Below are 25,136 nucleotides of genomic sequence, written 5' to 3' on the forward strand. Positions count from 1 at the left end.
GTCAGATCCGGGTCCCCGTCTTCGCGGCGAGGCGGAGGTAGACGCCGGCCGTGATCGCGAGCATCACCGCGTAGGCGCCGACGAACCAGCCCAGCGCCGTGGTGTAGTCGCCGAACTCGGTCTTGGAGAAGCCGAGCAGCTGGGGGATCACGAAGCCGCCGTAGGCGCCGATCGCCGAGATCAGGCCGAGCGCCGCGGCGGACGTGCGCTGGGCGCCGATGCCGTCGTCGCCGCGCTGGCGGGCGCGGAGGGCGAACACCGTGGGGATCATGCGGTAGGTCGCGCCGTTGCCGATACCGGCCGCCGAGAAGAGCACGAGGAAGCAGGCGAGGAAGAGCCAGAAGCTGCCGAGCGGCAGTGTCGCGATCACGCCGAGGATCCCGGCGCCCATGGCGACGAAGGCGAGGACCGTGACAGGCGCTCCGCCGAAGCGGTCGGCCAGACGGCCGCCGGAGGGGCGGGACAGCGAGCCCACCAGGGAGCCGAGGAACGCGAGGCCGACCGTCGCCGAGCCGACGGCGAAGCCGGAGAACTCGGGGAAGGTGTCGGCGATGAGCTTCGGGAACACGCCGGCGAATCCGATGAAGGACCCGAAGGTGCCGATGTAGAGCACGGCCAGCAGCCAGAGGTGCGGCTCGCGGAGCGCGGCGAGGGAGGCGGCGACGTCGGACTTCGCGGTCGAGAGGTTGTCCATGCGCTTGGCGGCGCCGATCATCGCCACGACGATCAGGGGGACCCAGAGGAAGCCGGCGATCGGCAGGTTCAGCGTGGCCGCGGCGCCGACGGTGATCGCGATCGGCACGACGAGCTGCGCGACGGAGGCGCCCAGGTTGCCGCCCGCGGCGTTGAGCCCCAGAGCCCAGCCCTTCTGCGCGTGCGGGTAGAAGAAGGTGATGTTCGCCATCGAGCTGGCGAAGTTGCCGCCGCCGAAGCCGGCGAGCGCGGCCACCAGGAGCATGACGCCGAACGGGGTCTCCGGATTCGAGACCGCGATGCCGAGTCCGACGCTCGGGATCAGCAGGAGGCCCGCCGACACGATCGTCCAGTTGCGGCCGCCGAAGCGGGGGACCATGAACGTGTACGGGATCCGCAGGGTGGCGCCGACGAGGCTCGGCATCGAGATGAGCCAGAAGATCTGCCCGGTGTCGAAGGCGAACCCGGCCGCCGGCAGCGAGACGACGACGACCGACCAGAGCTGCCAGACGACGAAGCCGAGGAACTCGGCGAAGATCGACCACCTCAGATTGCGAGCGGCGACGGAGCGTCCCTCCGCCTCCCACTGGGCGGGGTCCTCGGGGTTCCAGCCGTCGATCCAGCGGCCCGGCCGTCGGATGATGCCGGTGGATGTGGCGGCGGTCGTGGGGACGGTGGTCGGGGGTGCAGCAGTCATCGTGGTCCTCCGGAGGGTGGGCGGCGCGCGCGAGGGCGCGCTCGGGACGGGGAGGTGGAGCGGTGGTGGTGCGGGGAGGAGGCGTCAGGCGTTGCGCCCGAACAGCTCCGAGACGATGTCGACCAGCTCGCGGGCGGGCGGATCGACGGCGGTGAGGAGGGGAGCGGAGGCGAGGTCGGCCCCCGCGGAGGCGGCCAGGCCGGCGAAGTAGCCGGGCGCGAGCAGGTAGGTGGCGACCACGACGCGCGCGCCGGGGTGGGCGGCGCGCTCGGCGGCGACCGCCTCCGCGATCCGCGGCTCGGCGGCCGAGATGAACGAGGTGCTCACCTCGCGGCCGAGCTCGGCGGCGAGGAGGCGGCCGGTGGTCCAGCAGTCCGCGACGGCACCGGCGTCGCTCGAGCCGGCAGCGGCGAGCACGACGCGGTCGCCGTCGTCGAGCCCTGCCTCGTGGAGCCGGCGGGCGAGCACGCGCGCCAGGCGGGGATCGGGTCCGAGCGCGCCCGAGACCCGCACCGGCCGCTCCGCCTCCGCCGCGGCCTCGGCGAGGTCGACGTGCACGTGGTAGCCGGCCGAGAGCAGCAGCGGCACGACCACCGCCGGCCGGCCCGGCTCGAGAGAACCCAGGGTCGCGGGGACGTCGGGCTGCTGCACGTCGACGAAGGAGTCGAGCACGTCCAGCGCCGGGTTGGCCCGGCGGACCGCCTCGACCAGCGCGGCGACGGCACGCCTCCCGTCGTCGTCGGAGGTCCCGTGGGACGCGGCGACCAGAGCGGTCCGCTGGGCGACCTCGATCGTGCCGTCGCTCTCGCGCACCTGCCAGGTGGCGAGGTGCAGCTCCGCTCGTGTGAAGCAGGCGCCGGTCTCGAGGTCGAAGACGTCCTTGTGCAGGGGGGAGGCGATCGTGGGCCGCTGCACCCCGTCGACCAGACGCGAGCCGACGATGCCGCGTGAGAGCACGGCGGCGCCGGTCGCGGGGTCGAGGTTCGAGACGGCCCGCACCCGCCCGTCGGGCAGGAGGAACAGGGCGAGCTGCACACCGCCGACCAGGGCGGCCTCGCCCCAGAGCGGCTCGAGGTCGCCGACGGCGCAGACCGGCACCCAGGTGGTGGCGGTCGCGGGGGCGAGCCGATCGAGGAGGGTCATCGCTGCGCCTTCTTCCTGCGGGTGGGCCACCGCATCCGGTCGGACGCGATGAGGCAACGGTAGGGATCGCGCGTTTCGTGCGAGCACGCCTCCGGTGTCACGGGCGTAACGAAGCCCTCACGGCCTGCGGCGCTCGCCGAGAGGCGCGCGTCACACGCTGTTACACAGGGGCAACGGCGGGGAAACGGGCCGTCCCTACGGTGGACGTCATGACTCCTGGAGCGAACCCCGCCGCCCGGCCCCGACGCGTGCTCGTCGTCGGAGCGGGACCCGCCGCGCACCGCCTGGTCGACGCGCTCGTCGCCCGGGCAGGCGACGAGGCGCTGGAGATCACCGTCCTCGGCGAGGAGGTGCACCGTCCCTACGACCGCGTCGCACTCTCGAAGCGCCTCGACGGCGAGCACGACCTGACTCTGGGCGACGGCGCTCTGTGGGAGTCGGCGCGGCTGATCACCTCCTCCCGTGTCGTCGCGATCGATCCCGACCGCCTGCGCGTCGAGCTCGCGGACGGCCGCTCCCTCGAGGGCGACGAGATCGTCCTGGCGACGGGCTCCTCCGCCACGGTCCCGCCGATCGAGGGCGCCGAGCACGGCCGCGTCTACCGCACGCTCGAGGACGTGGACGGGCTCGTCGCCGAGCTCGCCGCGTTCCGCGCCCGGCGCGGCCGCCCCGCGATCGTGGTCGTGGTCGGCGGCGGTCTGCTCGGCCTCGAGGCGGCGGGAGGCGCTCACCGTCTCGGTGCGCGCACCGCCCTCGTCCACTCCGGCCGCTGGCTGATGAGCGCGCAGCTCGACGAAGGCGCCGGGCAGGCCCTCGGCCGCATCATCTCGGCGCAGGGGATCGCGCTGCACCTCGGCAACCGGCCCACCGCGATCCTCACCTCGCCGACAGGGACGGTGCTCGGCGTCACGCTGACCGACGGCAGCAGCATCAGCGCCGATCTCGTGGTCTTCTCCATCGGGATCACGGCGCGCGACGAGCTCGCCCGGGCGGCCGGGATCGAGGTCGCACCGCGCGGAGGCGTGGTCGTCGACGAGGCCTGCCGCACCAGCAGGGCGGGAGTCTGGGCCATCGGCGAGGTCGCCGCGATCGACGGCCGCACCGTCGGGCTCGTCGCACCCGCCAACGCGATGGCGGAGGTTGTCGCCGACCGGATCCTCGGCGGCGACGCGACCTTCCCGGGGGTCGACGACGCCACCAAGCTCAAGCTCTCGGGCGTGGAGGTCGCCAGCTTCGGCGACGCCCTCGGCACCACGGAGGGAGCGCTCGAGGTCGTCTACGCCGATCCGGCCCGCGGTCTCTACCAGAAGGTCGTCGTCTCGGACGATGCGCGCACGCTGCTCGGCGGGATGTTCGTCGGCGACGCGGACCCCTACTCCTCCCTCCGCCCGCTGCTGGGGCGCGAGCTGCCGGCCGAGCCCGGCGCCTACCTCGCGGCGGCGGGGGCGGAGGCGCCCTCGGGCGACCTTCCGGACGACGCCCAGGTCTGCTCGTGCAACAACGTCTCGGTCGGCGAGGTCCGCCACGCGATCGGCGAGGGGTGCACCGAGCTGGGGCCGCTCAAGGCCTGCACCCGCGCGGGCACCCAGTGCGGATCGTGCGTGCCCCTGGTGAAGAAGCTGCTCGACACGGAGCTGATCCGTGCGGGCGTCGAGGTCTCCCGCGCCCTCTGCGAGCATGTGGCGCTCAGCCGCAGCGAGCTGTTCGAGTCGGTCCGCATCCTCGGGCTGCACTCGGCCGAGCAGGTGATGGAGCGCTTCGGCTCCGGGCTGGGCTGCGACGTGTGCAAGCCGGTGATCGCCTCCGTCCTCGCCACCCAGACGAACGCCTACATCCTCGACGGCGGCCAGGCGCCGCTGCAGGACACCAACGACCGCGCCCTGGCCAACATGCAGAAGGACGGCACCTACTCCGTCGTCCCGCGGATCCCCGGAGGCGAGATCACGCCGGCGAAGCTCAAGGTGATCGCCGAGGTCGCCGAGCAGTACGGCCTCTACACGAAGATCACCGGCGGGCAGCGGATCGACATGTTCGGCGCCCGCCTCGAGCAGCTGCCCGAGATCTGGCGCCTCCTCGTCGACGCCGGCTTCGAGTCGGGTCAGGCGTACGGCAAGTCGCTGCGCACGGTCAAGTCGTGCGTCGGATCGACCTGGTGCCGCTTCGGAGTCCAGGACGCGGTCGGGATGGCGGTCTTCCTCGAGGAGCGGTACCGGGGTCTCCGCTCGCCGCACAAGTTCAAGCTCGGGGTCAGCGGCTGCGCCCGCGAGTGCGCCGAGGCGCGGGGGAAGGACATCGGCGTCATCGCGAGCGACCTCGGCTGGAACCTCTACGTCGGCGGCAACGGCGGCTACCAGCCGGCGCACGCCCAGCTGCTCGCGCAGGACCTCGACGACGAGACCCTGGTGCGCTACATCGACCGCTACGTCATGTACTACGTGCGCACGGCCGAGCGGCTCCAGCGCACCGCCCGCTGGCAGGAGGAGCTCCCCGGCGGACTCGAGCACGTGCGCGAGGTGGTCTGCGAGGACTCGCTCGGCATCGCCGCCGAGCTGGAGGCCGCCATGGCCACGCACGTCGACACCTACGTCGACGAGTGGGCGGCGACCCTCGCCGATCCCGACCGGCTCCGCCGCTTCCGCTCCTTCGTGAACGCCCCGGACACCGCGGATCCGCGCGTCGCGACCGTGCGCGAGCGCGGGCAGGTCCGGCCCGCCGGCCGGGACGAGAGACCGGACGGACCCGTGCTGGTTGCGGGGCCGAGGATCCCCGTCGGTCCGGCCGGGATCGGATCGGACTCGTGATGCAGCTCTCCCTCGACCTCGCCGGACGCCGTGTGCTCGTGATCGGCACCGCCTCCGGGACCCGCCGCGTGCTCGCCCGCTACCGAGCCGCCGGCGCACTCGTCGAGCGGCACGAGGCGGAGGACGCGCTCACCCCGGCGCCCCCGGCCCTGATCGTGTGGGTGGAGGGGCCGGCGCCGCTCCGAGCAGCGGCGGCCGAGCTCTGCCCCTGGATCGTCGACGAGGACCCCGCGCCGACCCGGCCGGTCGGGCACGTCAGCATCGTCGGCGGCGGCCCCGGCGATCCGGATCTGATGACCCTCGCCGCCCGCCGCGCCCTCCGCGACGCGGACGTGGTGCTCTACGACCGGCTCGGTCCGCACGAGGGCCTGGCCGAGTGGGCGCCCGGCGCCGAGCTGATCGACGTGGGCAAGACGCCGGGTCATCACGCGGTGCCGCAGCACGAGATCGAGCGGCTGATGATCGAGCGGGCCCTCGCAGGTCTGGACGTCGTGCGCCTGAAGGGCGGCGATCCGTTCGTGTTCGGCCGCGGGTCGGAGGAGGTGCGCGCGTGCCGGCTGGCCGGCGTCGGCTCCACGGTCGTCCCCGGAGTGACCAGCGCGATCTCGGTGCCCGCCGCCGCCGGGATCCCGGTCACCCACCGCGAGGTCAGCAGGGCCTTCACCGTGGTCTCGGGCCATGCGCCGTTCAGCGAGCAGGAGCTCGGCCATCTGGCCGGGCTGGGCGGGACGATCGTGGTGCTGATGGGCGTGAACACCCTCCCGCACCTCGTCGCCGGGCTGCAGCGCGCGGGGATGCGCGCCGACACGCCCCTCGCGATCGTCGAGCGGGGCTGGTCGCGCGACCAGCGCACGACGGTCTCGTCGGTCGGCGGAGTGCTCGGCCTGCTCGCCGAGCTGGCACCGCGCTCGCCCGCCGTGATCGTCATCGGCGAGGTGGTCCGGCAGGCCGCGTGCCATGATGCGGGGGACCCCGAGAGCATCGCCCGAGCGGTCGATGCACTGACCGCGTGAGATCTCGAGGGGGCCGAGCATGACCGGCACCGATCCCGACGCCGCCGTGGGGTTCCGACCCGACCAGCTGGACGGCTTCCGCATCGGGGTCACCTCCGACCGCCGCTCCGAGGACCTGATCGCCGCGTTCGAGCGCCGCGGTGCCGCCGTGACGCACGCCCCCACCATCCGAATGCGCGGCGTCGACACCGAGGGCGCGCTCGAGGAGGAGACCCGCGCCATCGTCGCCGCCCGTCCCGACGTGCTCCTCGCCACCACCTCCTACGGCCTGCGGCGCTGGCTCGAGGCCGCGGACGCCGCGGGGATCGAGCTGGCCGACGCGCTGTCCTCCGCGCGGATCCTCGTCCGCGGGCCCAAGGCGCGCGGAGCGATCCGTGCGGCGGGTCTCGACGACCACGGGATGAGCGAGCGCGAGACGACCACCTCCCTCGTCGACCTGGCTCTGCGCGAGGGCGTCGCCGGCCGCACGATCGCGGTGCAGCTGCACGGATTCACCGACCCGGCTCAGCTGCAGCGTCTCCGCGACGCCGGCGCCCGGGTGCTCACGGCCGCGCCCTACCGTTGGAGCGTGCACGAGGACTCCGCCCGGGTGCTGCGGCTGATCGACGCGGTCTGCGGAGGGGGCATCGACGCCGTCACCTTCACCAGCGCGCCGGCGGTGGAGGCGCTCTTCACGGTCGCGGAGGCCGCGGGCCGCCTCGACGACCTCCAGGCGGCCTTCCGCGAGACGGTGGTCGCCGCCGCCGTCGGCCCGGTGACCGCAGCACCCCTGGTCGAGGCAGGGATCCTCCCGGTCGTGCCGGACCGGTTCCGGATGGGCGCGCTCATCCGCCTGACCTGCGAGCACCTCGAGCAGGCGTCGCCCCGCATCGAGACGGCCTTCGGCACTCTCGAGCTCCGAGGCCGGCACGCGGTCCTGGCCGGGACCCGGGTGGCGCTGACCCCGGTCGCGCTCGCGCTGTTCCGGACTCTCGTCGCCGCCGAGGGCGCGACCGTCGCGCGTCACGTCCTCGCGGCCTCCGCGCCGGAGGCTCTCGACGACCACGCGGTCGACGTCGCCGTCAGCCGCCTCCGTCAGGCCCTCCCCGAACCGCGGCTCGTGGCGACGGTGATCAAGCGCGGCTACCGGCTCGCGACCCCGCTCTGAGCGGCGGCGCAGTGCGGCTGCGGCCCTCTCCACGCGCGTTCGCGCGGCTCCAGGGGTCGATCGGAGGAGGCCGCGACTCCGCTCGTTCGGCACACGCCGCTCACCACGAGTGGACGCGCGACGGGGGCGACGCGACCGAGGTCGCGGACGGGCGACCGCTCGAGGCCGCGCCGGGCGCGGTGCCACACTGAGCGCGTGGGCAGGCTGAGGGTCGTCGTCGCGCCCGACTCCTTCAAGGGGTCGGCGAGCGCGGTCGAGGTCGCGCGGGCGATCGCCGAGGGCTGGAGCGCTGCGCGCGCGGGGGACGAGATCGTCCTCGCGCCGATGGCCGACGGGGGAGAGGGCACCGTCGAGGCCTTCGCGCTCGCGGTCCCGGGGTCGCTTCGGCGGCCGGTCGTCGTGCCCGGCCCGGACGACCGGCCGGTCCGCGCCTGGTGGCTGCTGCTCCCCGACGGGACAGCCGTCGTCGAGCTCGCCTCCACGAGCGGCATCACGCTGCTCGACCCGCTCCGCCCGCTTACCGCGCACACGCGCGGTTTCGGCCGCGCGATCGCCGCCGCCCTCGACGCGGGGGCGGACGCCCTGCTGCTGGCGATCGGCGGCAGCGCCTCGACCGACGGCGGAGTCGGAGCGCTCCGCGAGCTCGGCGCACGCTTCTCCACCGCCTCCGGCCGCGACCTCGGCGAGGGAGGCGGTGCGCTGCCCGCGCTCGCCGCCGCCGACCTCCGCGCGCTGCGTCCTCTGCCGCCCGGAGGCGCGGTCGTGCTCAGCGACGTCGCGACCCCGCTGCTCGGCGACTCCGGGGCGGCCCGCGTCTTCGGACCGCAGAAGGGGGCCGGCCCCGAGGACGTCCTCCTCCTCGAGAGCGGCCTCCGCCGTCTCGCTGCGCACCTGGACGCGGATCCCGATGCGCCGGGCTCCGGGGCGGCGGGCGGGACGGGCTTCGGGCTGCTCGCCTGGGGCGCGCGCCCGACCTCCGGCGCCGACGCCGTCGGACGGGCGATCGGGCTCCCGGCGCTCCTCGCGGGCGCGGACGTCGTCATCACGGGGGAGGGGCGCTTCGACGCGCAGTCCGCCGCCGGCAAGGTCCCGGTGCACGTCCTCGCGCTCGCCGAGGCGGCCGGGGCGCGGACGCTCCTCGTCGCCGGGGCGATCGCGGCGCCGACTCCCGGCTTCACCGCGGCGGTGTCGCTGACGGAGGCGGCGGGCTCCTCGTCCGCGGCCCTCGCGGACCCGCTCCCGCACCTGCGCGCCGTCGCCCGGGAGTGGGCCGCGCAGCTCCTCTGACCGTTCGCGGTGTCGGTGGTCGGGCGTACCGTCCGGGCATGCCCCGCGATGCGATCCGACCACCACATCTTGTGGTCGAGCCGCCGCGCGGACCCCACCGGTCGGGCATGCCGACACGCCGTGGCGCGTTGTACACAGTGAACGGGATCCTTCTGTCCACACCTGTGGATGGTTCGTCCGGATCCGCGTCCTTCCGCGGTTCCACGGACTCCGGCCTGTGGATGAACGGGGGAGGAACCGGTGGATAACTACACGGCTGTAACTACTACGTCTAGTGGGCTGACACCGGCCCGCCCCCTATATGTAGTATTGCTGAGCAGGTCGGAGCGAGAGCCCCACCGGCACCCAGAACTCACCCGGACCACCCTCCGACCCCGCCCGCATCGCGGGCCGCCGGTCGGGGAGCGGCACCGGGACACCCCCCTCCGAAAGGCGACACCCATGGCTGTGACGGTCTACACCAAGCCCTCCTGCGTCCAGTGCACCGCGACGTACCGCGCCCTCGACAGCAAGGGCATCGACTACGAGGTGTTCGACCTCTCCGTGGACGAGAAGGCCCTCGAGGCCGTCAAGGCCCTCGGCTACCTCCAGGCGCCGGTCGTCATCACGGACGACGACCACTGGTCCGGCTTCCGCCCCGACAAGATCGCGACCCTCTGAGGCGCACGGACGGCGATCCGCGACGTCGTCGGCGGGCGCCGTAGCGCCGCTGCGGCTTCCTCCTCCGCCTTGCGGCTCGCCGCGCAGCCGCCTCGGAGGCGGGACCGAGAACAGCAGCTGACGGGGAGAGGGGCCGAAGGATGAGCGGGCTCGTGTACTTCTCCAGCAGCTCGGGGAACACGCACCGGTTCATCGAGAAGCTCGGACGGCCGGCGCAGCGCATCCCGCTCCACGCCCGCCGCGACGGAGCCGCCCTCGACACGCTCCACGTCCACGAGCCGTACGTGCTCGTCCTCCCCACCTACGGCGGCGGCAACGGCGGGGGAGCGGTCCCCAAGCAGGTCATCCGGTTCCTCAACGATCCGTGCAACCGCTCCCTGATCCGCGGCGTCATCGGCGCCGGCAACACGAACTTCGGCGAGGCGTACTGCCTCGCCGGCGACATCATCGCCCGCAAGTGCGAGGTGCCGCACCTCTATCGATTCGAAGTATTCGGAACACCCGACGACGTCCGCGCCGTCGATGAAGGATTGGACACGTTTTGGACGCAGCAGTGATCGACGCTCCCCGCGATGCCGCACAGATGGACTACCACTCGCTCAACGCGATGCTGAACCTCTACGGCCCGAACGGAGAGATCCAGTTCGACAAGGACCGCGAGGCCGCTCGCGAGTTCTTCCTGCAGCACGTCAACCAGAACACGGTGTTCTTCCACACGCTCAAGGAGCGCCTCGACTACCTGGTCGAGAAGGAGTACTACGAGCAGGCCGTGCTCGACCAGTACTCGTTCGAGTTCATCCAGCAGCTCAACGACCTGGCGTACTCGAAGAAGTTCCGCTTCGCGACCTTCCTCGGCGCGTTCAAGTACTACACCTCGTACACGCTCAAGACGTTCGACGGGAAGCGCTACCTCGAGCGCTTCGAGGACCGCGTCGTGATGACCGCCCTCGGCCTCGCCCAGGGCGACGAGACGCTCGCGACCGCCCTCGTCGAGGAGATCGTCGCCGGCCGCTTCCAGCCCGCGACCCCGACCTTCCTCAACACCGGCAAGGCCCAGCGCGGCGAGCTCGTCTCCTGCTTCCTGCTGCGCATCGAGGACAACATGGAGTCGATCGCCCGCGGCATCAACTCCGCGCTCCAGCTCTCCAAGCGCGGCGGCGGCGTCGCCCTCTCGCTCTCGAACATCCGCGAGGCCGGCGCCCCGATCAAGCAGATCGAGAACCAGTCCTCGGGCATCATCCCCGTGATGAAGCTCCTCGAGGACAGCTTCAGCTACGCCAACCAGCTCGGCGCGCGCCAGGGCGCGGGAGCGGTGTACCTCTCGGCGCACCACCCCGACATCCTCCGCTTCCTCGACACCAAGCGCGAGAACGCCGACGAGAAGATCCGCATCAAGACGCTCTCCCTCGGCGTCGTCGTGCCCGACATCACGTTCGAGCTCGCGAAGAACAACGAGGACATGTACCTCTTCTCGCCCTACGACGTCGAGCGCGTCTACGGCATCCCCTTCGGTGACATCTCCCTCTCGGAGAAGTACCGCGAGATGGTCGACGACCCGCGCATCAAGAAGACCAAGATCTCGGCGCGCGAGTTCTTCCAGACCATCGCCGAGATCCAGTTCGAGTCGGGCTACCCCTACATCGTGTTCGAGGACACGGTGAACCAGGCGAACCCGATCAAGGGCCGCATCAACATGTCCAACCTCTGCTCCGAGATCCTCCAGGTCAACACTCCGACGACCTACAACGAGGACCTCTCCTACGCGCAGATCGGCAAGGACATCTCCTGCAACCTCGGCTCGCTGAACATCGCGCTGACGATGGACTCGCCCGACTTCGGCCGCACCATCGAGACCGCGATCCGCGGCCTCACCTCGGTGTCCGACCAGTCGCACATCACCTCGGTCCGCTCGATCGAGGACGGCAACGACAAGTCGCACGCCATCGGCCTCGGCCAGATGAACCTGCACGGCTACCTCGCCCGCGAGCGGATCCACTACGGATCCGAGGAGGGCATCGACTTCACCAACATCTACTTCTACTCGGTGCTGTTCCACGCCCTGCGCGCCTCCAACAACCTCTCCATCGAGCGCGGCACCACCTTCGAGGGCTTCGCCGACTCGAAGTACGCCTCGGGCGAGTTCTTCGACACCTACACGGAGAAGGAGTGGGCGCCGGCCACCGAGCGCGTCTCCCGCCTCTTCGCCGACTCGGGCATCGCGGTCCCCACCCAGGACGACTGGCGTGCGCTCAAGGCCTCGGTCATGGAGCACGGCATCTACAACCAGAACCTGCAGGCCGTCCCGCCGACCGGCTCGATCTCGTACATCAACAACTCGACGTCCTCGATCCACCCGATCGCGTCGAAGATCGAGATCCGCAAGGAGGGCAAGCTCGGCCGCGTCTACTACCCGGCGCCGTTCATGACGAACGACAACCTGGAGTACTACCAGGACGCGTACGAGATCGGCTACGAGAAGATCATCGACACCTACGCCGCCGCCACGCAGCACGTCGACCAGGGTCTCTCGCTCACGCTCTTCTTCAAGGACACGGCGACCACCCGCGACGTCAACCGCGCTCAGATCTACGCCTGGCGCAAGGGCATCAAGACGATCTACTACATCCGCATCCGTCAGCTGGCGCTCGAGGGCACCGAGCTCGACCAGTGCGTCTCGTGCATGCTCTAGAGCACGCAGCCCCACCCCCCTCCGCACGACCCATCCGCAGCAGCGAGAAGGAATCATGACTCCCCCCGAGAAGCTCAAGCTCGTCGACTCCGTCCAGGCGATCAACTGGAACCGGATCCAGGACGACAAGGACGTCGAGGTGTGGAACCGCCTCACGAGCAACTTCTGGCTGCCCGAGAAGGTCCCGCTGTCGAACGACATCCAGTCGTGGAACACGCTCACGCACCAGGAGCAGCAGCTCACCATGCGCGTGTTCACCGGGCTCACCCTGCTCGACACCGTGCAGGGCACCGTCGGCGCCGTCTCGCTCATCCCGGACGCGATCACGCCTCACGAGGAGGCCGTCTACACGAACATCGCGTTCATGGAGTCGGTCCACGCCAAGTCGTACTCCTCGGTGTTCTCGACCCTGTCGAACACCCAGGACATCGACGAGGCCTTCCGCTGGTCGATGGAGAACCCGAACCTGCAGAAGAAGGCGTCCATCGTGATGGATTACTACCGCGGCGACGACCCGCTGAAGCGGAAGGTCGCCTCCACGCTGCTGGAGTCGTTCCTCTTCTACTCGGGCTTCTACCTGCCGATGTACTGGTCCTCGCGCGCCAAGCTCACCAACACGGCCGACCTCGTGCGCCTGATCATCCGCGACGAGGCCGTGCACGGCTACTACATCGGCTACAAGTTCCAGAAGGGGCTCGAGCGGGTCGACCAGGCCAAGCGTGACGAGATCAAGGACTACACGTTCTCGCTGCTCTACGAGCTCTACGACAACGAGGCGCAGTACACGCAGGACCTCTACGACCAGCTCGGCCTGACCGAGGACGTCAAGAAGTTCCTGCACTACAACGCCAACAAGGCGCTGATGAACCTCGGCTACGAGCCGATGTTCCCCAAGCAGGTCACCGATGTGAACCCCGCGATCCTGTCGGCCCTCTCGCCCAACGCGGACGAGAACCACGACTTCTTCTCGGGCTCCGGCTCCTCCTACGTGATCGGCAAGGCCGTGAACACCGAGGACGAAGACTGGGACTTCTAAGGCCGAGCCAATGTCCTCCAAATTGCCATCAATCAAGTCTATCCGGTTGGTGAATTACAAGGGTTTTGAGAATCATTTGGTTTCACTACGGCATTCGAATGTTCTGATCGGGGCAAACAATGCTGGAAAATCAACTGTTCTCGGAGCGCTTCGACTGGTTGTGGCGATGATTCCACGTGCCAGAAGGGTTCGTCCGAATACCGTTGGTGCTGTCTTCGGGCGACCAACTCGTGGATGGGTCCTTACTGGAGCGGCGATTGATGCTGCCGCTTTCTCGACGGACAACATAAGATTTGACTTCCGCTCGCAGGAAACACGAATTGAGGTAACACTTAGAGACAAGACCCTCTTGATTATCGCTTGGGCAGACGCGAGCGATGACCAAGAAGGCGAGCCTGCACCGCCTGGGGTCTTTTTTATATTCCCTCGGGACGGATTCGGGACTAACCTGACGGCGGCAGCTCGGGAGCTGGTACCCGACATCTCGGTCGTGCCGACTCTAACACCGCTTGAACAGCGGGAAGGAGTAGTGGGGGCGGAGACTCTCGCGAAGAACCTGACGGCGAAGAGTTCCAGCAGGTACTTTCGCAATGCCTTGTACGCATTGGAGGCTGATGCCTGGACCGATTTTGAGTCATTCGTCTGTCGGCATACCCCCGAAGTGTCGTCGCTCTCGCTAGCTCGATCGCATGCATCGCAGGACGACGAACTGGATCTTTTTTATGCGGAGGGCTCTGCGCGACACGAGCGAGAGATCGCTTGGGCGGGCGACGGCATTCAAATCTGGCTTCAAGCTCTTTATCACATTTGGCGATTGCGCCAAGCGCCAATCATTGTATTAGACGAGCCCGACGTATTCCTTCATCCCGACCTCCAACGTCGACTTGCGCGGGTCCTGTTTGGGGCGGATCGGCAAGTTGTTGTCGCTACCCACAGCATCGAAATCTTGGCCGAAGCTGAACCTGGAAGCGCGGTGTGGGTCGACCGTGGTCGCCGCAATTCGGAGCGACCCAAAGCTGATGGTGCTCTGAGCATTGTCGGAAGGCGGCTTGGAAGCGGATTTGAACTTGGGGTTGGAAGAGCGCTGCGAAGCAATGTTGTTCTGTTCGTGGAAGGCGATGATGCCCCCGTGATTGCGAACCTCGCGAGACAAGCCGGGAAGCATGCGATAGCCAGGTCGGATGCCTACGCCACTATCCCACTGGGAGGCTTTAGTCAAAACTGGCGAGTGGGCGCATTCTCCGAGACGATGACGTCACTCGGGAACGCCGTCAAAACATTCGTGATTCTTGACAATGACTTGCGTTCAGATGCAGCCATCGAATTCGAGCTCGCAAAGATCAAAGAGGCTGGAGCGCGAGCGCACATTTGGCAGCGGCGGGAACTCGAAAATTATGTTCTTGATGCGGGAGCGCTGTCCAAGGCTTCGAAAATAAGTTACAGCGATGCCGACGAGTTATTGACTGAGGCGGTGGAGGCCGGTCGAGACGAAGCGCGGAGGACTCTTGTCGCCCAAAGGTTATCGGAGAAGAAGTCGAACGTTGGCGGTTCGGGTTCGCTCGCAGACCTGACGGTCCTGGAACGCGCAGATAGTGAGTTTGAGCTCACCTGGTCGACTGCGACAGGAAAGCTCGCTTTGGCTGATGCAAAGCTTGTGCTGCGATCAGTAAACGCGAAACTTCAGGCGCGGCAAGCGCGAACCGTGAACTCTCATTCTTTAAGTAGAAATATTCTTGTGGAAGAAATGCCAGAGGAGTTGCGATCCGTGCTCGCAGAGCTTGAAGAGCTCATCCTGGTTGGCGGCGGGTCCAGCATGCTTAGTCGCTAGGGACCCCGCTTACATTGCGCGAGATTTGGGTCGGTCGTGGGAAGTGGTAGCACCGGCCACGTCTTTGCGAATGACTCCTACCGTTACGAGAATATTGGCATCGTGTCATAAGGCCGAGCGCATCAGCACCCGGGGGAAGCCGTCGAGCACCGAGGTCGTGTCCGAGGCCTTCTCGAAGCCCGCCCGCTCGAACAGCGGGCGCGTGCCGACGTAGGCCATCGTCTCCTCGACCCGAGCGCCGGCGTTGTCGACCGGGTAGCCCTCGATCGCGGGTGCGCCGTGGACGCGAGCGAACTCGACGGCGCCTTCGAGGAGGGCGTGAGAGATCCCACGGCCGCGGAAGCCGGGACGGACGCGGATGCACCAGACGCTCCACACGTCGAGATCGTCGACGTGGGGAATGCGGCGGTTCTTCGCGTAGCTGGTGTCGGCCCTCCGGTGCACGGCCGCCCAGCCGACCACCTCGTCGCCGTCGTAGGCGAGCACGCCGGGCGCAGGATCCTGGGCGATGAGCTCGCGCATCCGCTCGCCGCGGGCGGGTCCGAGCAGAGAGCGGTTCTCGACGGAGGAGTGCAGCCGGTAGCTTAGGCACCAGCAGACGCTCGCGGCGGGCTGCTTCGGGCCGTTCATCGTCGCCACGTCCTCGAAGACGGTGGCGGGGCGCACTTCGATCGTCATGGCGGCAGCCTTCCACCGTCCCAGCGGTCGGACAAGCCGTTCACAACTCAGGAAGAACGACGGAGAGCTCCCGTCCTGCCGCGGGATCCTGGCCCGGGCAGCACGTTCTTCCTGCAGGCTGAACACCCTCCGCCGATTGACCACTCCGCCGGATGAATCGCACCAGCACCCCCTATTGGACGGCGCCCAGGCGGGGCGCCTACCTTGGACGAGGTATCCAACGAAGGAGCACTCCCTGTGAAGCACGTCCCCCTCGGCACCTCCGGTGTCGACTCCCCGAACGTCGTCCTCGGCCTCATGCGCATCCCCGAGATGAGCGACGAGGCGATCCGCGGCCTCGTCGGCGCCGCCCGCGACTCCGGCATCGACTTCTTCGACCACGCCGACGTGTACGGCGGCGAGCTGCACCGCTGCGAGGAGCGCTTCGCCGAGGCGATGGCGCTCACCCCGTCGGAGCGCGAGCAGGTCGTCCTGCAGACCAAGGCGGGCATCGTCCCGGACGGCCCCTACTTCGACTTCTCGTACGAGCATCTGATCGCCTCGGTCGAGGGCTCGCTGAAGGCGCTGCGCACCGACTACGTCGACGTGCTGCTCCTGCACCGGCCCGACGCGCTCGTCGAGCCCGATGAGGTGGCCCGCGCGTTCGACGAGCTGCACGCGTCCGGCAAGGTGAAGCACTTCGGCGTCTCGAACCAGACGCCGTACCAGATCGAGCTGCTGAAGAAGTCGCTGAACCAGCCGATCGTGGCGAACCAGCTGCAGCTCTCGATCACCCATGCGCCGCTGATCGCGCAGGGTGTCGCCTCCAACATGGTCGGCGAGGACCAGTCCGTCATGCGCGACGCCGGCATCCTCGACTACTGCCGCCTGAACGACATCACCGTGCAGGCCTGGTCGCCCTTCCAGGCGGGGTTCTTCACCGGCGTCTTCCTCGACAACCCGGCCTACCCCGAGTTGAACGCCGTCATCGACCGGCTCGCAGCGACGTACGAGGTCCCGGCGATCGCCGTGGCCACCGCCTGGATCACCCGCCACCCGGCGGGCATGCAGGTCGTGCTCGGCACGACCAACGAGCAGCGCGTGCGCGATGCGGCCCTCGGCTCCGATCTGCCGCTCACGCGGCCGGAGTGGTACGAGCTGTTCCGCGCGGCGGGCTACCTCGTCCCCTAGAGCTCCCACCCCGGAGGAAATGCGCGTCGGCGCAGAGAGGCACGGACTCCCCGGAGTCCGTGCCTCTTCCCGTCCCCGCGAGACGCCGGTCGGAACGCCCGCCGCGGTGTGCCGCGGACCGAAGCGGCATCTCGCGGGGGAGAGGCGGGAATAGGAACGGCACCCCTGCGTTGAACTTGAGCGTAACCGACTCAACTTCCTCAGGAGGACAGGTGCCCGACAACTACAGCGAGGCCGGAGCGAGCTCGTTCGACGACTTCCTCGCCCGCTACCTCGACGGTGAGCGCGCCCGCGCGGCGCGGTCGATCGACCTCAGCCGATTCCTCACCGCCCGTACCCGCGACATCCTGCAGTCCGCAGGACGCTTCGCCCTCGAGCGCGGCCAGACCGAGCTCGACGCCCTGCACGTGCTCCGCGTGCTCATCGACGACGAGACCGTCTCGCAGGCCGTGCGCCGCATCGGCGTCGACCCCGCCGCCATCGCCACCGCCGCGGAGGCGCGCCTCCCGCAGGCCGACGAGGCCCACGCCTCGCAGAACGCGGCCACCATCACCCCCAGCGCGCAGCGCGCGCTGTTCCACGCCTACCAGGTCGCCCGCTCCAGCGGCTCGACCTACATCGAGCCCGAGCACCTCTTCTTCGCGCTCGTGCTCGGCCAGGACGCCCCCGCCGGGCAGGTCCTCGCCCGCGCCGGCGTCACCGCCGAGGCCCTCACCCAGGGCATGCGCGAGACCGAGGCCCCGCAGCAGCAGGAGGCGGGACAGCCCGCCTCCGACACTCCGCTGCTCGACAAGTTCGGTACCGACCTCACCGCTCTCGCCCGCGAGGGCCGGCTCGACCCGGTCATCGGGCGCGCCGACGAGATCGAGCAGACCGTCGAGATCCTCAGCCGCCGCACCAAGAACAACCCGGTGCTCGTCGGCGAGGCCGGCGTCGGCAAGACCGCGATCGTCGAGGGCCTGGCCCGCGCGATCGTGGCGGAGGAGGTCCCCGAGCAGCTGCGCGGCAAGCGCGTGATCTCGCTCGACCTCCCCGGCATGCTGGCCGGCACCCGCTACCGCGGCGACTTCGAGGAGCGCCTCACCGGCACCATGGACGAGATCGCGGCGCACTCCGGCGAGCTGATCGTCTTCATCGACGAGGTCCACACCGTGGTCGGTGCGGGCGGCGGCGGCGAGGGCGGCATGGACGCGGGCAACATCCTCAAGCCGCGTCTGGCCCGGGGCGAGCTGCACCTCGTCGGCGCCACCACGCTCAAGGAGTACCGCACCATCGAGAAGGACCCGGCACTGGAGCGGCGCTTCCAGGCGGTCCGCGTTGGCGAGCCCGGCATCGAGGACGCGGTCGCCATCCTGCACGGCCTGCGCCCCGCCTACGAGGAGCACCACCGCGTGCGCTTCACGGACGAGGCCCTGCGCGCCTCCGTCGAGCTCTCGGCCCGGTACCTCACCGACCGCGTGCTGCCCGACAAGGCGATCGACCTGATCGACCAGGCCGGCGCGCGCCTCCGCCTCCGCCTCGGAGCCGGCGTCGACACCGGAGCTCTGCTCGAGCGTCTGGCGACCCTGGAGGCCGACAAGAACGCGGCCGTCTCGGCCGAGCACTACGAGGAGGCGTCCCGCGTCCGCGACGAGATCAGCGCCGTGCAGGCGGAGCTCGACGCGGCCACCGGCAGTGCCCCCGCGGAAGCGGTCGTCGGCGAGACCGAGATCGCGGCCGTCATTGCCCGCGCCACCGGCATCCCGGTGTCGCGGCTCACGGAGGGGGAGCGCGAGCGCCTCGCGCACCTCGAGACCGAGCTGCACCAGCGGGTCATCGGCCAGGACGACGCGGTCACCGCGGTCGCCCGGGCTGTCCGTCGCAGCCGCACAGGCCTCGGCGACTCCTCGCGCCCGGTCGGCTCGTTCCTCTTCCTCGGCCCGACCGGTGTCGGCAAGACGGAGCTGGCGCGCACCCTCGCGGGCTCCCTCTTCGCCGATGAGCAGTCGGTCATCCGCTTCGACATGAGCGAGTTCGGCGAGCGTCACACGGTCTCGCGGCTGGTCGGCGCCCCTCCCGGGTACGTCGGCTACGACGAGGCCGGTCAGCTGACCGAGCGCGTGCGCCGGAACCCGTACTCGGTGGTCCTCTTCGACGAGATCGAGAAGGCGCACCCCGACGTGTTCAACCTGCTGCTGCAGGTGCTCGACGACGGGCGTCTGACCGACGGCCAGGGGCGGACGGTCGACTTCCGCAACACGGTGATCATCATGACCTCGAACCTCGGCTCGGAGTTCCTGGCCTCGCGGTCGGGTGCGCTCGGCTTCGTCGCTCAGAGCGATGCGTCGGCCGAGGGCTTCGCCTCGGACAAGGACCTGCGGGATCGCGTCATGGGCCGTCTCCGCGAGGCGATGCGCCCCGAGTTCCTCAACCGGATCGACGAGATCGTCCTGTTCCGCCGCCTCGGCCGCGAGCAGCTGCGGGAGATCGTCGGCATCGTCCTCGACACCACGCGCTCCCGCCTCGCTCCCCGCGAGGTGACGCTCGAGGTGACGGAGGCGGCCGTCGACTGGCTCGCCGAGAACGGCTACGAGCCGCAGTACGGCGCCCGGCCCCTGCGCCGCCTCGTCCAGCGCTCCATCGACGACCGGATCGCCGACCTGTTCGTCAGCGGCGAGGTCTCCGACGGAGGCGCTGTCCGCGTCGACGCCGTCGGCGGCGAGCTGCTGGTGACCTCGGCCGCCGCCCTCCCGCTGGCCGCGTAGCCGGTCCCGCTCCGACCCCCGTCCCTCATCCTCCCGCGAGAGACCGCTCGTGGCGACGGCACCGCCCGTCGTCGCGAGCGGCGCCCGCGGAGGGGGAGGGGCGGGGGTCTCCGCGTCCCCACGGCTTGCCACAGCGGTCCGGGCGGGATAGACACGAGAGCACGAGAACCGGAGGCACGATGTCGAACCCGCGCTACTACGACCCCGTGGGCAAGGCGGTCCGGGCGCTGCTCGTGCTGAGCCTCGTCTGCTTCGCCCTGGCGGTGGGCATGTTCGCCCTCGACATCGTCATGCCCGGCACCATGACGGACGAGCGACGGCCCTGGGCCGAGGCCAGCGGGGCGCTCGCCTCGTTCGGCGTGCTGGCCCTCATCGTCTACTTCGCGACCGTCGCGATCGTCGGCGCGATCCGGGGCCGCGGGCAGTAGCCCCGGCTCCGACGCCGTCGTCCGACAGGAACGCGTCCGGCCCGCGGGATCCGAGGATCCTCGCGGGCCGGACGCGTTCTCACGAGCCGTCAGGCGCCGGTCAGGGGCACTTCTTCGCGGTGATCGTCACCTTCAGCGTGGCGTCCGGAGCGACGGGGGAGCCGCCGGCCGGCTCCTGCCCGGTGACCTGGCCGGCGTCGGGCGCCTTCGGGTCCTCGGCGCAGGCGAGCGTGATCTTCGTGAAGCCGGCGGCGCCGAAGGCGTTCTTCGCGGCCTCCAGGTCCTGGCCCGTCACGTTCGGCACGGTCTTCTGGTTGCCGGAGCTGGTGAACACGGTGATCGCGGTGCCGCGCGGGGCCGAGCCCGACGGGTCGGCGCGGGTGACCGTCCCGACCGCGGCGTCGCTCGCCTCCGTGCCGCCCTGCACGACGCCGAAGCCGGCCGCCTCGAGCTTGGCCTCGGCGTCGGCGGAGGAGAGCCCGACGACATCCGGGATGTCGACCTTCGGGACGACCTGCAGCGAGCCGTCGGCCTCCGGGAACGCCGTCCCGCCGTACGTCGCGTCGGCGGCGCGCATGACGACCGGCCAGATGCGGTGGCGCGCGGTGGCGGCGGATCCGGAGTCGAAGGAGTAGCGGCCGAGGCGCAGGTTCGCGTCACCCTTCACGTTGAACACGCCGACGGCGGTCGCGACGCGGGTGCTCGCTCCGGTCATCCAGGTGGCCTTCGCGTCGTCGGTGGTGCCGGTCTTGCCGATCAGCGGAACGCCGTCGCCGGTGCGGGAGGCCACGGCCGTCCCTCCGCCGGTGAAGGTCGCCTGCAGCGCGACGGCCGCGGTGGCGGCGACGTTGCGGTCGATCGACTGGCGGCAGTTCGCCGGGGGCACCGGCTGGTCGGCTCCGGCGGAGTCGGTGATGCGGTCGATCGCGACGGGGTCGCAGGTCGTGCCGCCGGAGGCGATGGTGGCGAAGGCGCCGGCCATCGAGAGGGGCGAGACGTAGTTCGTGCCGAGCACCGACGACGGGTTGTGCTCGAGCTCCTCGCCGCTGCCCTGCTTCACGCCCATGTCGACCGCGGTGTCGCGGATGCCGCACAGGTCGAGCTCACGGGCCATGCCGACGAAGCCGGTGTTGAGGGAGGTCTTCGTGAAGGACACCGGGGTGCCGACCTCGCCGGTTCCGCCCTCGTCGTTCTTCGCGCTCGTCTCGTTGCTCGTGTCGGTGCCGCCGGAGACGCAGGAGTCCGTGAAGGTGCCCCAGGTGGACTTGCGCGTCCCGTCGACCGACTCGTTGATGCTGTGGCCCTCCTTCAGCCACTCCACCAGGGTGAAGAGCTTGTAGGTCGAGCCCGGCTGGATCCCGGAGGATCCGCCGTTGGCCCGATCGGTGCTGTAGTTCACGGCGCTGTAGGACGGGTCGGTCGTGAGGACGTCCGGATCCTGCGAGTACTTCTTGTTCTGCGTCATCGCGAGCACGCGCCCGGATCCGACCTCGACGCTGACGGAGACGGCTCCGACGTCGAAGTTCCAGGTCTGCGGGACCTGCGCGTCGACGGCGGCGACGGCCGCGTCCTGCAGGCCGACGTCGAGCGTCGTGTAGACGTCGAGGCCGCCGCGGCGGAAGTTGGTCCAGCGGGTGTCCTCGTCGGCGCCGAAGATCTCGTTGTTCTTCAGGACGTTGGTGACGTAGTCGCAGAAGAAGCCCGCGTTGCCCGCGGTCGAGCAGCCGGTGCTGGGCTGAGTGATGCGGGGCTCGATCGGAGCGGCGACGGCGGCGTCGTGGTCCTCCTGCGAGATCTTCCCCTCCTCGAGCATCTTGCCGATGATGTAGTCGCGGCGGTCCTTGTTGCGGGCGTAGCCGTTCGCGGCGCCGTTGTCCGGGTTGTCGGGCTGGTCGATCCGCAGGACGGCCGGGTTGTTGACGATCGCGATGAGGCTCGCGGCCTGGGCGATCGAGAGGTCCGCGGCCGAGGTCGCGTAGTAGTAGTTCGCGGCGGTCTCGAGGCCGTAGGTGGTGCCTCCGAAGAACGCGATGTTGAGGTAGCCCTGGAGGATCTGGTCCTTCGTGTACTGCTTCTCGAGCCCGATGGCGAGCTTCATCTCGCGGAGCTTGCGCTCGGGGGAGGTCCGGGTGGCCTCGTCGATCGCGGCCGCGCGCTCGGCGTCGTCCGAGATGTTGCGGACGGCCTTCTCGACGAGGACGTTCTTCACGTACTGCTGGGTGATCGAGGATCCGCCCTGCACGTCGTTGCCGAGCACGTAGGTCTGCGCGACGGCGCGGAGCGTGCCGGGGAGGTCGACTCCGCCGTGGTCGTAGAAGCGGGGGTCCTCACCCGAGACGGCGGCGTCCTTGGCGGCCTGGGCGATGCGGTCGAGCGGCACCTCGACGCGGTTCTCGACGTAGAAGGAGGCGAGCAGCTGCGGGCCGTCGGAGCCGGTCGCGTAGATGTTGCTCTTCTCGGAGAGCTTGTCGACCTCGAGGTAGTCGGGCAGGCCGTCGAAGACGCCGATCGACTGGTTCGCGGCGACTCCGGCGAGCGCCACAGCCGGGGTGACGGTGGCGGTCACGAGGACTCCGGCCACGACGCTCATGCCCAGGAAGCCCACGATCGCCTTGACCACACCACCGGTGGTCCTTCTGTCGGACGCCAAACCTTCTCCTTCGCGAATCCCCCCGGATGCTGCGACGACCGCGGCCGACGCCCTGCACGCTCCGTGCGGCAGGTCAACCTCGACAGACTAACCCGAGAGCCCCCGAAGACGAAGGCCCGGCCAGAGGCCTGAAAAGACCCTGACCGCGACCCGGGGGACGGTGTTCCCTAGGCTGTCGGCATGGCGAGCCCCTCCTCCGACCCCGGACCGGCCGACGCGACGACCCCGGAGGCCGCTCCGGTCGCCCCCCCGCAGGCCGTCCCCGCACCGCCCACGGGCGCCCTCTCGTGCGCTCTCGGCTTCCTCGCGTTCATCGGGATCCCGTTCCTCAGCCTGATCGTGGGCGGCATCGTCATGGCGTCCGTGTACCCCTCCGCCCGGAGGAAGGGCGGGCTCGCCGCCGAGAACGCGCGGAACGCGGCGAACTGGGGTCTGACGGTGATCCTGATCGGGGTCGTGACGCTCGGCGCGCACGTCGTGCTGCTCTTCGCCGCCTCCGACACCCCGCTCGCGAAGGGCTTCTACCCGATCGGCATCCCGATCACGCTGTTCGCCGTGCTCTGGCTGGTGCACTTCGTGCTGATCATCTGCGGACTGGTGAAGGCGAACCAGCGCGAGGTGTTCCGTCCGCGCATCGCGATCCCGTTCCTCCGCCCGCCCGCGGCCTGAGCTCAGGCGCCGACGGGCCAGAGGTAGTCGAGCCCCGGCGGCGTGCCGGGGAACAGCGGGCCGTAGTGGTCCTCGTCCTTGGCCACGAGCTTCGAGCGGTGCGAGAGGTGCAGCCGCTCGTCGCCGAACCACGGCGGGAGCGGGTAGTCGCCGGTCAGGTAGGCGGCGAGATCCTCCGGGGCGGCGGCGAGGGCCTCCTCGGTCTTCACGAGGCACGTGTCGGCGAAGCCGCGCTCCGTCCACTCCGCGCAGGTCTCGCGCTGGTAGGTCATCAGCGCCGGCCGGTAGCCCCGCCACATCCGCGTGACGGGGTGGTTCTGCCAGCCGTACCCCGGGACGGTCAGCGCCCGCATGACCTGCAGCGTCTCGACGCGCTGCTTGCCGAGCCGCTTGCCGTCGAGGGCGCGGACGCTGCGGTGGAAGTCGGGGTAGGGGAGGAAGGTCTGCACGCCTCCCAGTCAACAGCGGCCCGTCTCCCTCCGGCCACCCTCCCGTCACGCCGATGTCGCCTGGCGTGCGTAGCGTCCGGGGCATGACCGGACTCCCCCTCCTCGCCACCGACGACGTGCAGCTGCGCTGGGCGCGGCCCGAGGTCCTCGACTCCGCCCGCCACCGGATGCTGCGCCTGCTCACCCTCGCCGAGCGCCTGCGCTACGAGGCGACGAGTCGGCGCGAGGTCCGGGACGGCTTCCTCCTCGGCCGGGTCCTCGTGCGCGAGCTTGCCGCCGAGACGCTCGGGATCGATCCCCTCGAGGTCGCCGTGGACGCGCGCTGCGAGCGCTGCTCCGGACCGCACGGCCGCCCGGTGCTCGGCGGCGAGCACCCGGCGCTGGAGCGGATGCGGATCAGCATCGCGCACTGCGACGGCGCGGTGGTCGCGGCGCTGGCGACCGGACGCGACATCGGGATCGACGCGGTGCGCGCCCGCACCGTCCGCGACCGCGTGGCCTCCGGGGCGACGACGGCGGAGCAGGTGCTCGCCGATCTGCGCTCGCAGGCGGTCGCGAAGGCCGACGGGCGTGGGACCTCGAGCGACGAGCCCGTCCGCTTCCGCACCAGGGAGGGTGCGACCGAGGCCTGGATCGAGGGCTCGAGCCGCTACTTCGCCGTCTCGGAGCCGACGGTCCACTCCGCGCTCGTCGTGGCGGTCGCGGTCGCTCAGGAGTGACCGCGGGGCGCGGTCCCCGGCCGTTGCGCTGGTCCGCGCCTAGGCGAACAGCGACAGCGTGATCGTCGAGCGGTAGGAGCCGGCCTCGACGTCCGGCTCGGCCAGCAGCCGCAGCTCGGCGTCGGCGCTCCAGGTGCCGGCCCCGCCGGCGGCTCCGAGCAGCAGCGCGTCGCGCAGGCCCGCGCCGCCCTCGAGGGAGGAGGCGACCGGATCGCCCGCGACGGCGCCGGTGCCGGTGATCAGGCGCGGGGTCCAGCCGAGGTGGTCGGCTCCGATCGAGGCGCTCGCGCCGGTGAGGGCGCTCGCCGAGGCGAGGACGTACCAGTCGTTCTGCGCGCCGACGCGCGAGTCGGTGACGGTGACCGTGGGGAGCCCGCCCGTGAACCGGCGCTGGAGGGCGGTGGAGCCCGACTCGGCGAGGTCGACGGCGTCGGCGGCGACGGAGAGCGAGAGGGAGCCGGGCTGCGCCGGAGGGGTGATGTCGACGTCGACGTCCACTCCGTCGAGGTCGTGGAGCAGGGGCGGCGTGCGGACCGGGTCCTCGCCGGTGAGGGGATCACCGTCAGACCCCAGTTCGCCGCGTTCCGCGCGTTCTCGGCGGCGAGCCCGCCCTTCCTCCGGGCGGAGGGGTACAC

At 70.3% G+C, this 25,136-nt stretch carries 20 protein-coding genes; 14 read left to right on the forward strand and 6 right to left on the reverse strand.

Annotated elements, in window-relative coordinates; translation table 11 throughout:
- Window position 1: 1 nt before the first annotated feature.
- A complete protein-coding gene (locus tag C5C37_RS15150) occupies window positions 2–1,390 on the reverse strand; it encodes an MFS transporter (protein WP_104224352.1) in 1,389 nt (462 codons plus the stop codon).
- Window positions 1,391–1,474: 84 nt separating this feature from the next.
- Window positions 1,475–2,533 carry a nitrite reductase small subunit NirD gene (gene nirD, locus C5C37_RS15155; RefSeq protein WP_104224353.1) on the reverse strand — a complete coding sequence of 353 codons (1,059 nt, stop codon included), beginning with the start codon at window positions 2,531–2,533 and terminating at the stop codon, window positions 1,475–1,477.
- Between the two features lie 209 nt (window positions 2,534–2,742).
- Here nirD and nirB point away from each other — a divergent pair, with 209 nt between their 5' ends.
- The 9 genes from nirB (at window position 2,743) to C5C37_RS15200 (ending at window position 14,994) form a co-directional block, all read left to right on the forward strand.
- Window positions 2,743–5,334 (forward strand): nitrite reductase large subunit NirB, encoded by a 2,592-nt coding sequence (nirB, locus tag C5C37_RS15160; RefSeq protein ID WP_104339194.1) that lies wholly within the window; start codon window positions 2,743–2,745, stop codon window positions 5,332–5,334.
- Window positions 5,334–6,347 carry a uroporphyrinogen-III C-methyltransferase gene (gene cobA / locus C5C37_RS15165; RefSeq protein WP_104315618.1) on the forward strand — a complete coding sequence of 338 codons (1,014 nt, stop codon included), beginning with the start codon at window positions 5,334–5,336 and terminating at the stop codon, window positions 6,345–6,347. The genes nirB and cobA overlap by 1 nt, the downstream gene beginning before the upstream one ends.
- A 19-nt stretch (window positions 6,348–6,366) precedes the next feature.
- A complete protein-coding gene (locus C5C37_RS15170) occupies window positions 6,367–7,494 on the forward strand; it encodes a uroporphyrinogen-III synthase (protein WP_104238252.1) in 1,128 nt (375 codons plus the stop codon).
- A gap of 204 nt (window positions 7,495–7,698) precedes the next feature.
- Window positions 7,699–8,781: a glycerate kinase gene (locus C5C37_RS15175; RefSeq protein ID WP_219814497.1), complete on the forward strand. Its 1,083-nt coding sequence runs from the start codon at window positions 7,699–7,701 to the stop codon at window positions 8,779–8,781.
- Between the two features lie 441 nt (window positions 8,782–9,222).
- Complete coding sequence (gene nrdH, locus C5C37_RS15180; RefSeq protein ID WP_068255139.1) at window positions 9,223–9,441, forward strand: glutaredoxin-like protein NrdH; 219 nt, start codon at window positions 9,223–9,225, stop codon at window positions 9,439–9,441.
- A gap of 140 nt (window positions 9,442–9,581) precedes the next feature.
- The gene (nrdI, locus tag C5C37_RS15185; protein WP_104224357.1) at window positions 9,582–9,998 is read left to right on the forward strand and encodes a class Ib ribonucleoside-diphosphate reductase assembly flavoprotein NrdI; all 417 of its coding nucleotides are present in this window, start codon (window positions 9,582–9,584) and stop codon (window positions 9,996–9,998) included.
- Between the two features lie 26 nt (window positions 9,999–10,024).
- Window positions 10,025–12,130 (forward strand): class 1b ribonucleoside-diphosphate reductase subunit alpha, encoded by a 2,106-nt coding sequence (nrdE, locus tag C5C37_RS15190; RefSeq protein WP_104234484.1) that lies wholly within the window; start codon window positions 10,025–10,027, stop codon window positions 12,128–12,130.
- Window positions 12,131–12,185: 55 nt separating this feature from the next.
- Complete coding sequence (gene nrdF / locus C5C37_RS15195; protein ID WP_104224358.1) at window positions 12,186–13,166, forward strand: class 1b ribonucleoside-diphosphate reductase subunit beta; 981 nt, start codon at window positions 12,186–12,188, stop codon at window positions 13,164–13,166.
- A gap of 10 nt (window positions 13,167–13,176) precedes the next feature.
- Window positions 13,177–14,994, forward strand: coding sequence for an ATP-dependent endonuclease (locus tag C5C37_RS15200; protein ID WP_104339196.1), 1,818 nt, complete (start codon window positions 13,177–13,179; stop codon window positions 14,992–14,994).
- Between the two features lie 105 nt (window positions 14,995–15,099).
- Here the strand turns inward: C5C37_RS15200 and C5C37_RS15205 are convergent, their stop codons facing one another.
- Window positions 15,100–15,672 (reverse strand): GNAT family N-acetyltransferase, encoded by a 573-nt coding sequence (locus C5C37_RS15205; RefSeq protein ID WP_104339197.1) that lies wholly within the window; start codon window positions 15,670–15,672, stop codon window positions 15,100–15,102.
- A gap of 237 nt (window positions 15,673–15,909) precedes the next feature.
- On the opposite strand from C5C37_RS15205, the gene C5C37_RS15210 reads away from it, so the two are divergent.
- The 3 genes from C5C37_RS15210 (at window position 15,910) to C5C37_RS15220 (ending at window position 20,014) form a co-directional block, all read left to right on the forward strand.
- Window positions 15,910–16,842 carry an aldo/keto reductase family oxidoreductase gene (locus C5C37_RS15210; protein WP_258061406.1) on the forward strand — a complete coding sequence of 311 codons (933 nt, stop codon included), beginning with the start codon at window positions 15,910–15,912 and terminating at the stop codon, window positions 16,840–16,842.
- A 212-nt stretch (window positions 16,843–17,054) separates the two neighbouring features.
- The gene (locus C5C37_RS15215) at window positions 17,055–19,586 is read left to right on the forward strand and encodes an ATP-dependent Clp protease ATP-binding subunit (RefSeq protein ID WP_104339198.1); all 2,532 of its coding nucleotides are present in this window, start codon (window positions 17,055–17,057) and stop codon (window positions 19,584–19,586) included.
- 179 nt (window positions 19,587–19,765) lie between these two features.
- Window positions 19,766–20,014, forward strand: a complete 249-nt coding sequence (locus C5C37_RS15220) for a hypothetical protein (RefSeq protein WP_104224361.1) — start codon at window positions 19,766–19,768, stop codon at window positions 20,012–20,014.
- A 100-nt stretch (window positions 20,015–20,114) separates the two neighbouring features.
- Here the strand turns inward: C5C37_RS15220 and C5C37_RS15225 are convergent, their stop codons facing one another.
- Window positions 20,115–22,664 (reverse strand): transglycosylase domain-containing protein, encoded by a 2,550-nt coding sequence (locus tag C5C37_RS15225; protein WP_258063707.1) that lies wholly within the window; start codon window positions 22,662–22,664, stop codon window positions 20,115–20,117.
- Between the two features lie 180 nt (window positions 22,665–22,844).
- Between C5C37_RS15225 and C5C37_RS15230 the strand changes: the two genes are divergently transcribed.
- Complete coding sequence (locus C5C37_RS15230) at window positions 22,845–23,333, forward strand: DUF4870 domain-containing protein (RefSeq protein WP_104339199.1); 489 nt, start codon at window positions 22,845–22,847, stop codon at window positions 23,331–23,333.
- A 2-nt stretch (window positions 23,334–23,335) separates the two neighbouring features.
- Here C5C37_RS15230 and C5C37_RS15235 read toward each other — a convergent pair whose 3' ends face one another.
- Complete coding sequence (locus C5C37_RS15235; RefSeq protein WP_104224363.1) at window positions 23,336–23,782, reverse strand: MSMEG_6728 family protein; 447 nt, start codon at window positions 23,780–23,782, stop codon at window positions 23,336–23,338.
- Window positions 23,783–23,865: 83 nt separating this feature from the next.
- Here C5C37_RS15235 and C5C37_RS15240 point away from each other — a divergent pair, with 83 nt between their 5' ends.
- A complete protein-coding gene (locus C5C37_RS15240) occupies window positions 23,866–24,501 on the forward strand; it encodes a 4'-phosphopantetheinyl transferase superfamily protein (protein ID WP_104247717.1) in 636 nt (211 codons plus the stop codon).
- 39 nt (window positions 24,502–24,540) lie between these two features.
- On the opposite strand, the gene C5C37_RS15245 is transcribed toward C5C37_RS15240, so the two are convergent.
- A partial coding sequence (locus C5C37_RS15245) for a hypothetical protein (protein ID WP_219814496.1) occupies window positions 24,541–25,136 on the reverse strand: 596 nt, incomplete at its 5' end.

The sequence above is a fragment of the Rathayibacter sp. AY1F9 genome (assembly GCF_002932155.1).
GTDB lineage: Bacteria > Actinomycetota > Actinomycetes > Actinomycetales > Microbacteriaceae > Rathayibacter.

What these genes read in the sequence shown, in the direction of transcription:
- C5C37_RS15150 (WP_104224352.1), bottom strand. Translation starts at nt 1,390, where the DNA reads ATGACTGCTGCACCCCCGACCACCGTCCCCACGACCGCCGCCACATCC.
- nirD (WP_104224353.1), bottom strand. Translation starts at nt 2,533, where the DNA reads ATGACCCTCCTCGATCGGCTCGCCCCCGCGACCGCCACCACCTGGGTG.
- nirB (WP_104339194.1), top strand. Translation starts at nt 2,743, where the DNA reads ATGACTCCTGGAGCGAACCCCGCCGCCCGGCCCCGACGCGTGCTCGTC.
- cobA (WP_104315618.1), top strand. Translation starts at nt 5,334, where the DNA reads ATGCAGCTCTCCCTCGACCTCGCCGGACGCCGTGTGCTCGTGATCGGC.
- C5C37_RS15170 (WP_104238252.1), top strand. Translation starts at nt 6,367, where the DNA reads ATGACCGGCACCGATCCCGACGCCGCCGTGGGGTTCCGACCCGACCAG.
- nrdH (WP_068255139.1), top strand. Translation starts at nt 9,223, where the DNA reads ATGGCTGTGACGGTCTACACCAAGCCCTCCTGCGTCCAGTGCACCGCG.
- nrdI (WP_104224357.1), top strand. Translation starts at nt 9,582, where the DNA reads ATGAGCGGGCTCGTGTACTTCTCCAGCAGCTCGGGGAACACGCACCGG.
- nrdE (WP_104234484.1), top strand. Translation starts at nt 10,025, where the DNA reads ATGGACTACCACTCGCTCAACGCGATGCTGAACCTCTACGGCCCGAAC.
- nrdF (WP_104224358.1), top strand. Translation starts at nt 12,186, where the DNA reads ATGACTCCCCCCGAGAAGCTCAAGCTCGTCGACTCCGTCCAGGCGATC.
- C5C37_RS15200 (WP_104339196.1), top strand. Translation starts at nt 13,177, where the DNA reads ATGTCCTCCAAATTGCCATCAATCAAGTCTATCCGGTTGGTGAATTAC.
- C5C37_RS15205 (WP_104339197.1), bottom strand. Translation starts at nt 15,672, where the DNA reads ATGACGATCGAAGTGCGCCCCGCCACCGTCTTCGAGGACGTGGCGACG.
- C5C37_RS15220 (WP_104224361.1), top strand. Translation starts at nt 19,766, where the DNA reads ATGTCGAACCCGCGCTACTACGACCCCGTGGGCAAGGCGGTCCGGGCG.
- C5C37_RS15230 (WP_104339199.1), top strand. Translation starts at nt 22,845, where the DNA reads ATGGCGAGCCCCTCCTCCGACCCCGGACCGGCCGACGCGACGACCCCG.
- C5C37_RS15240 (WP_104247717.1), top strand. Translation starts at nt 23,866, where the DNA reads ATGACCGGACTCCCCCTCCTCGCCACCGACGACGTGCAGCTGCGCTGG.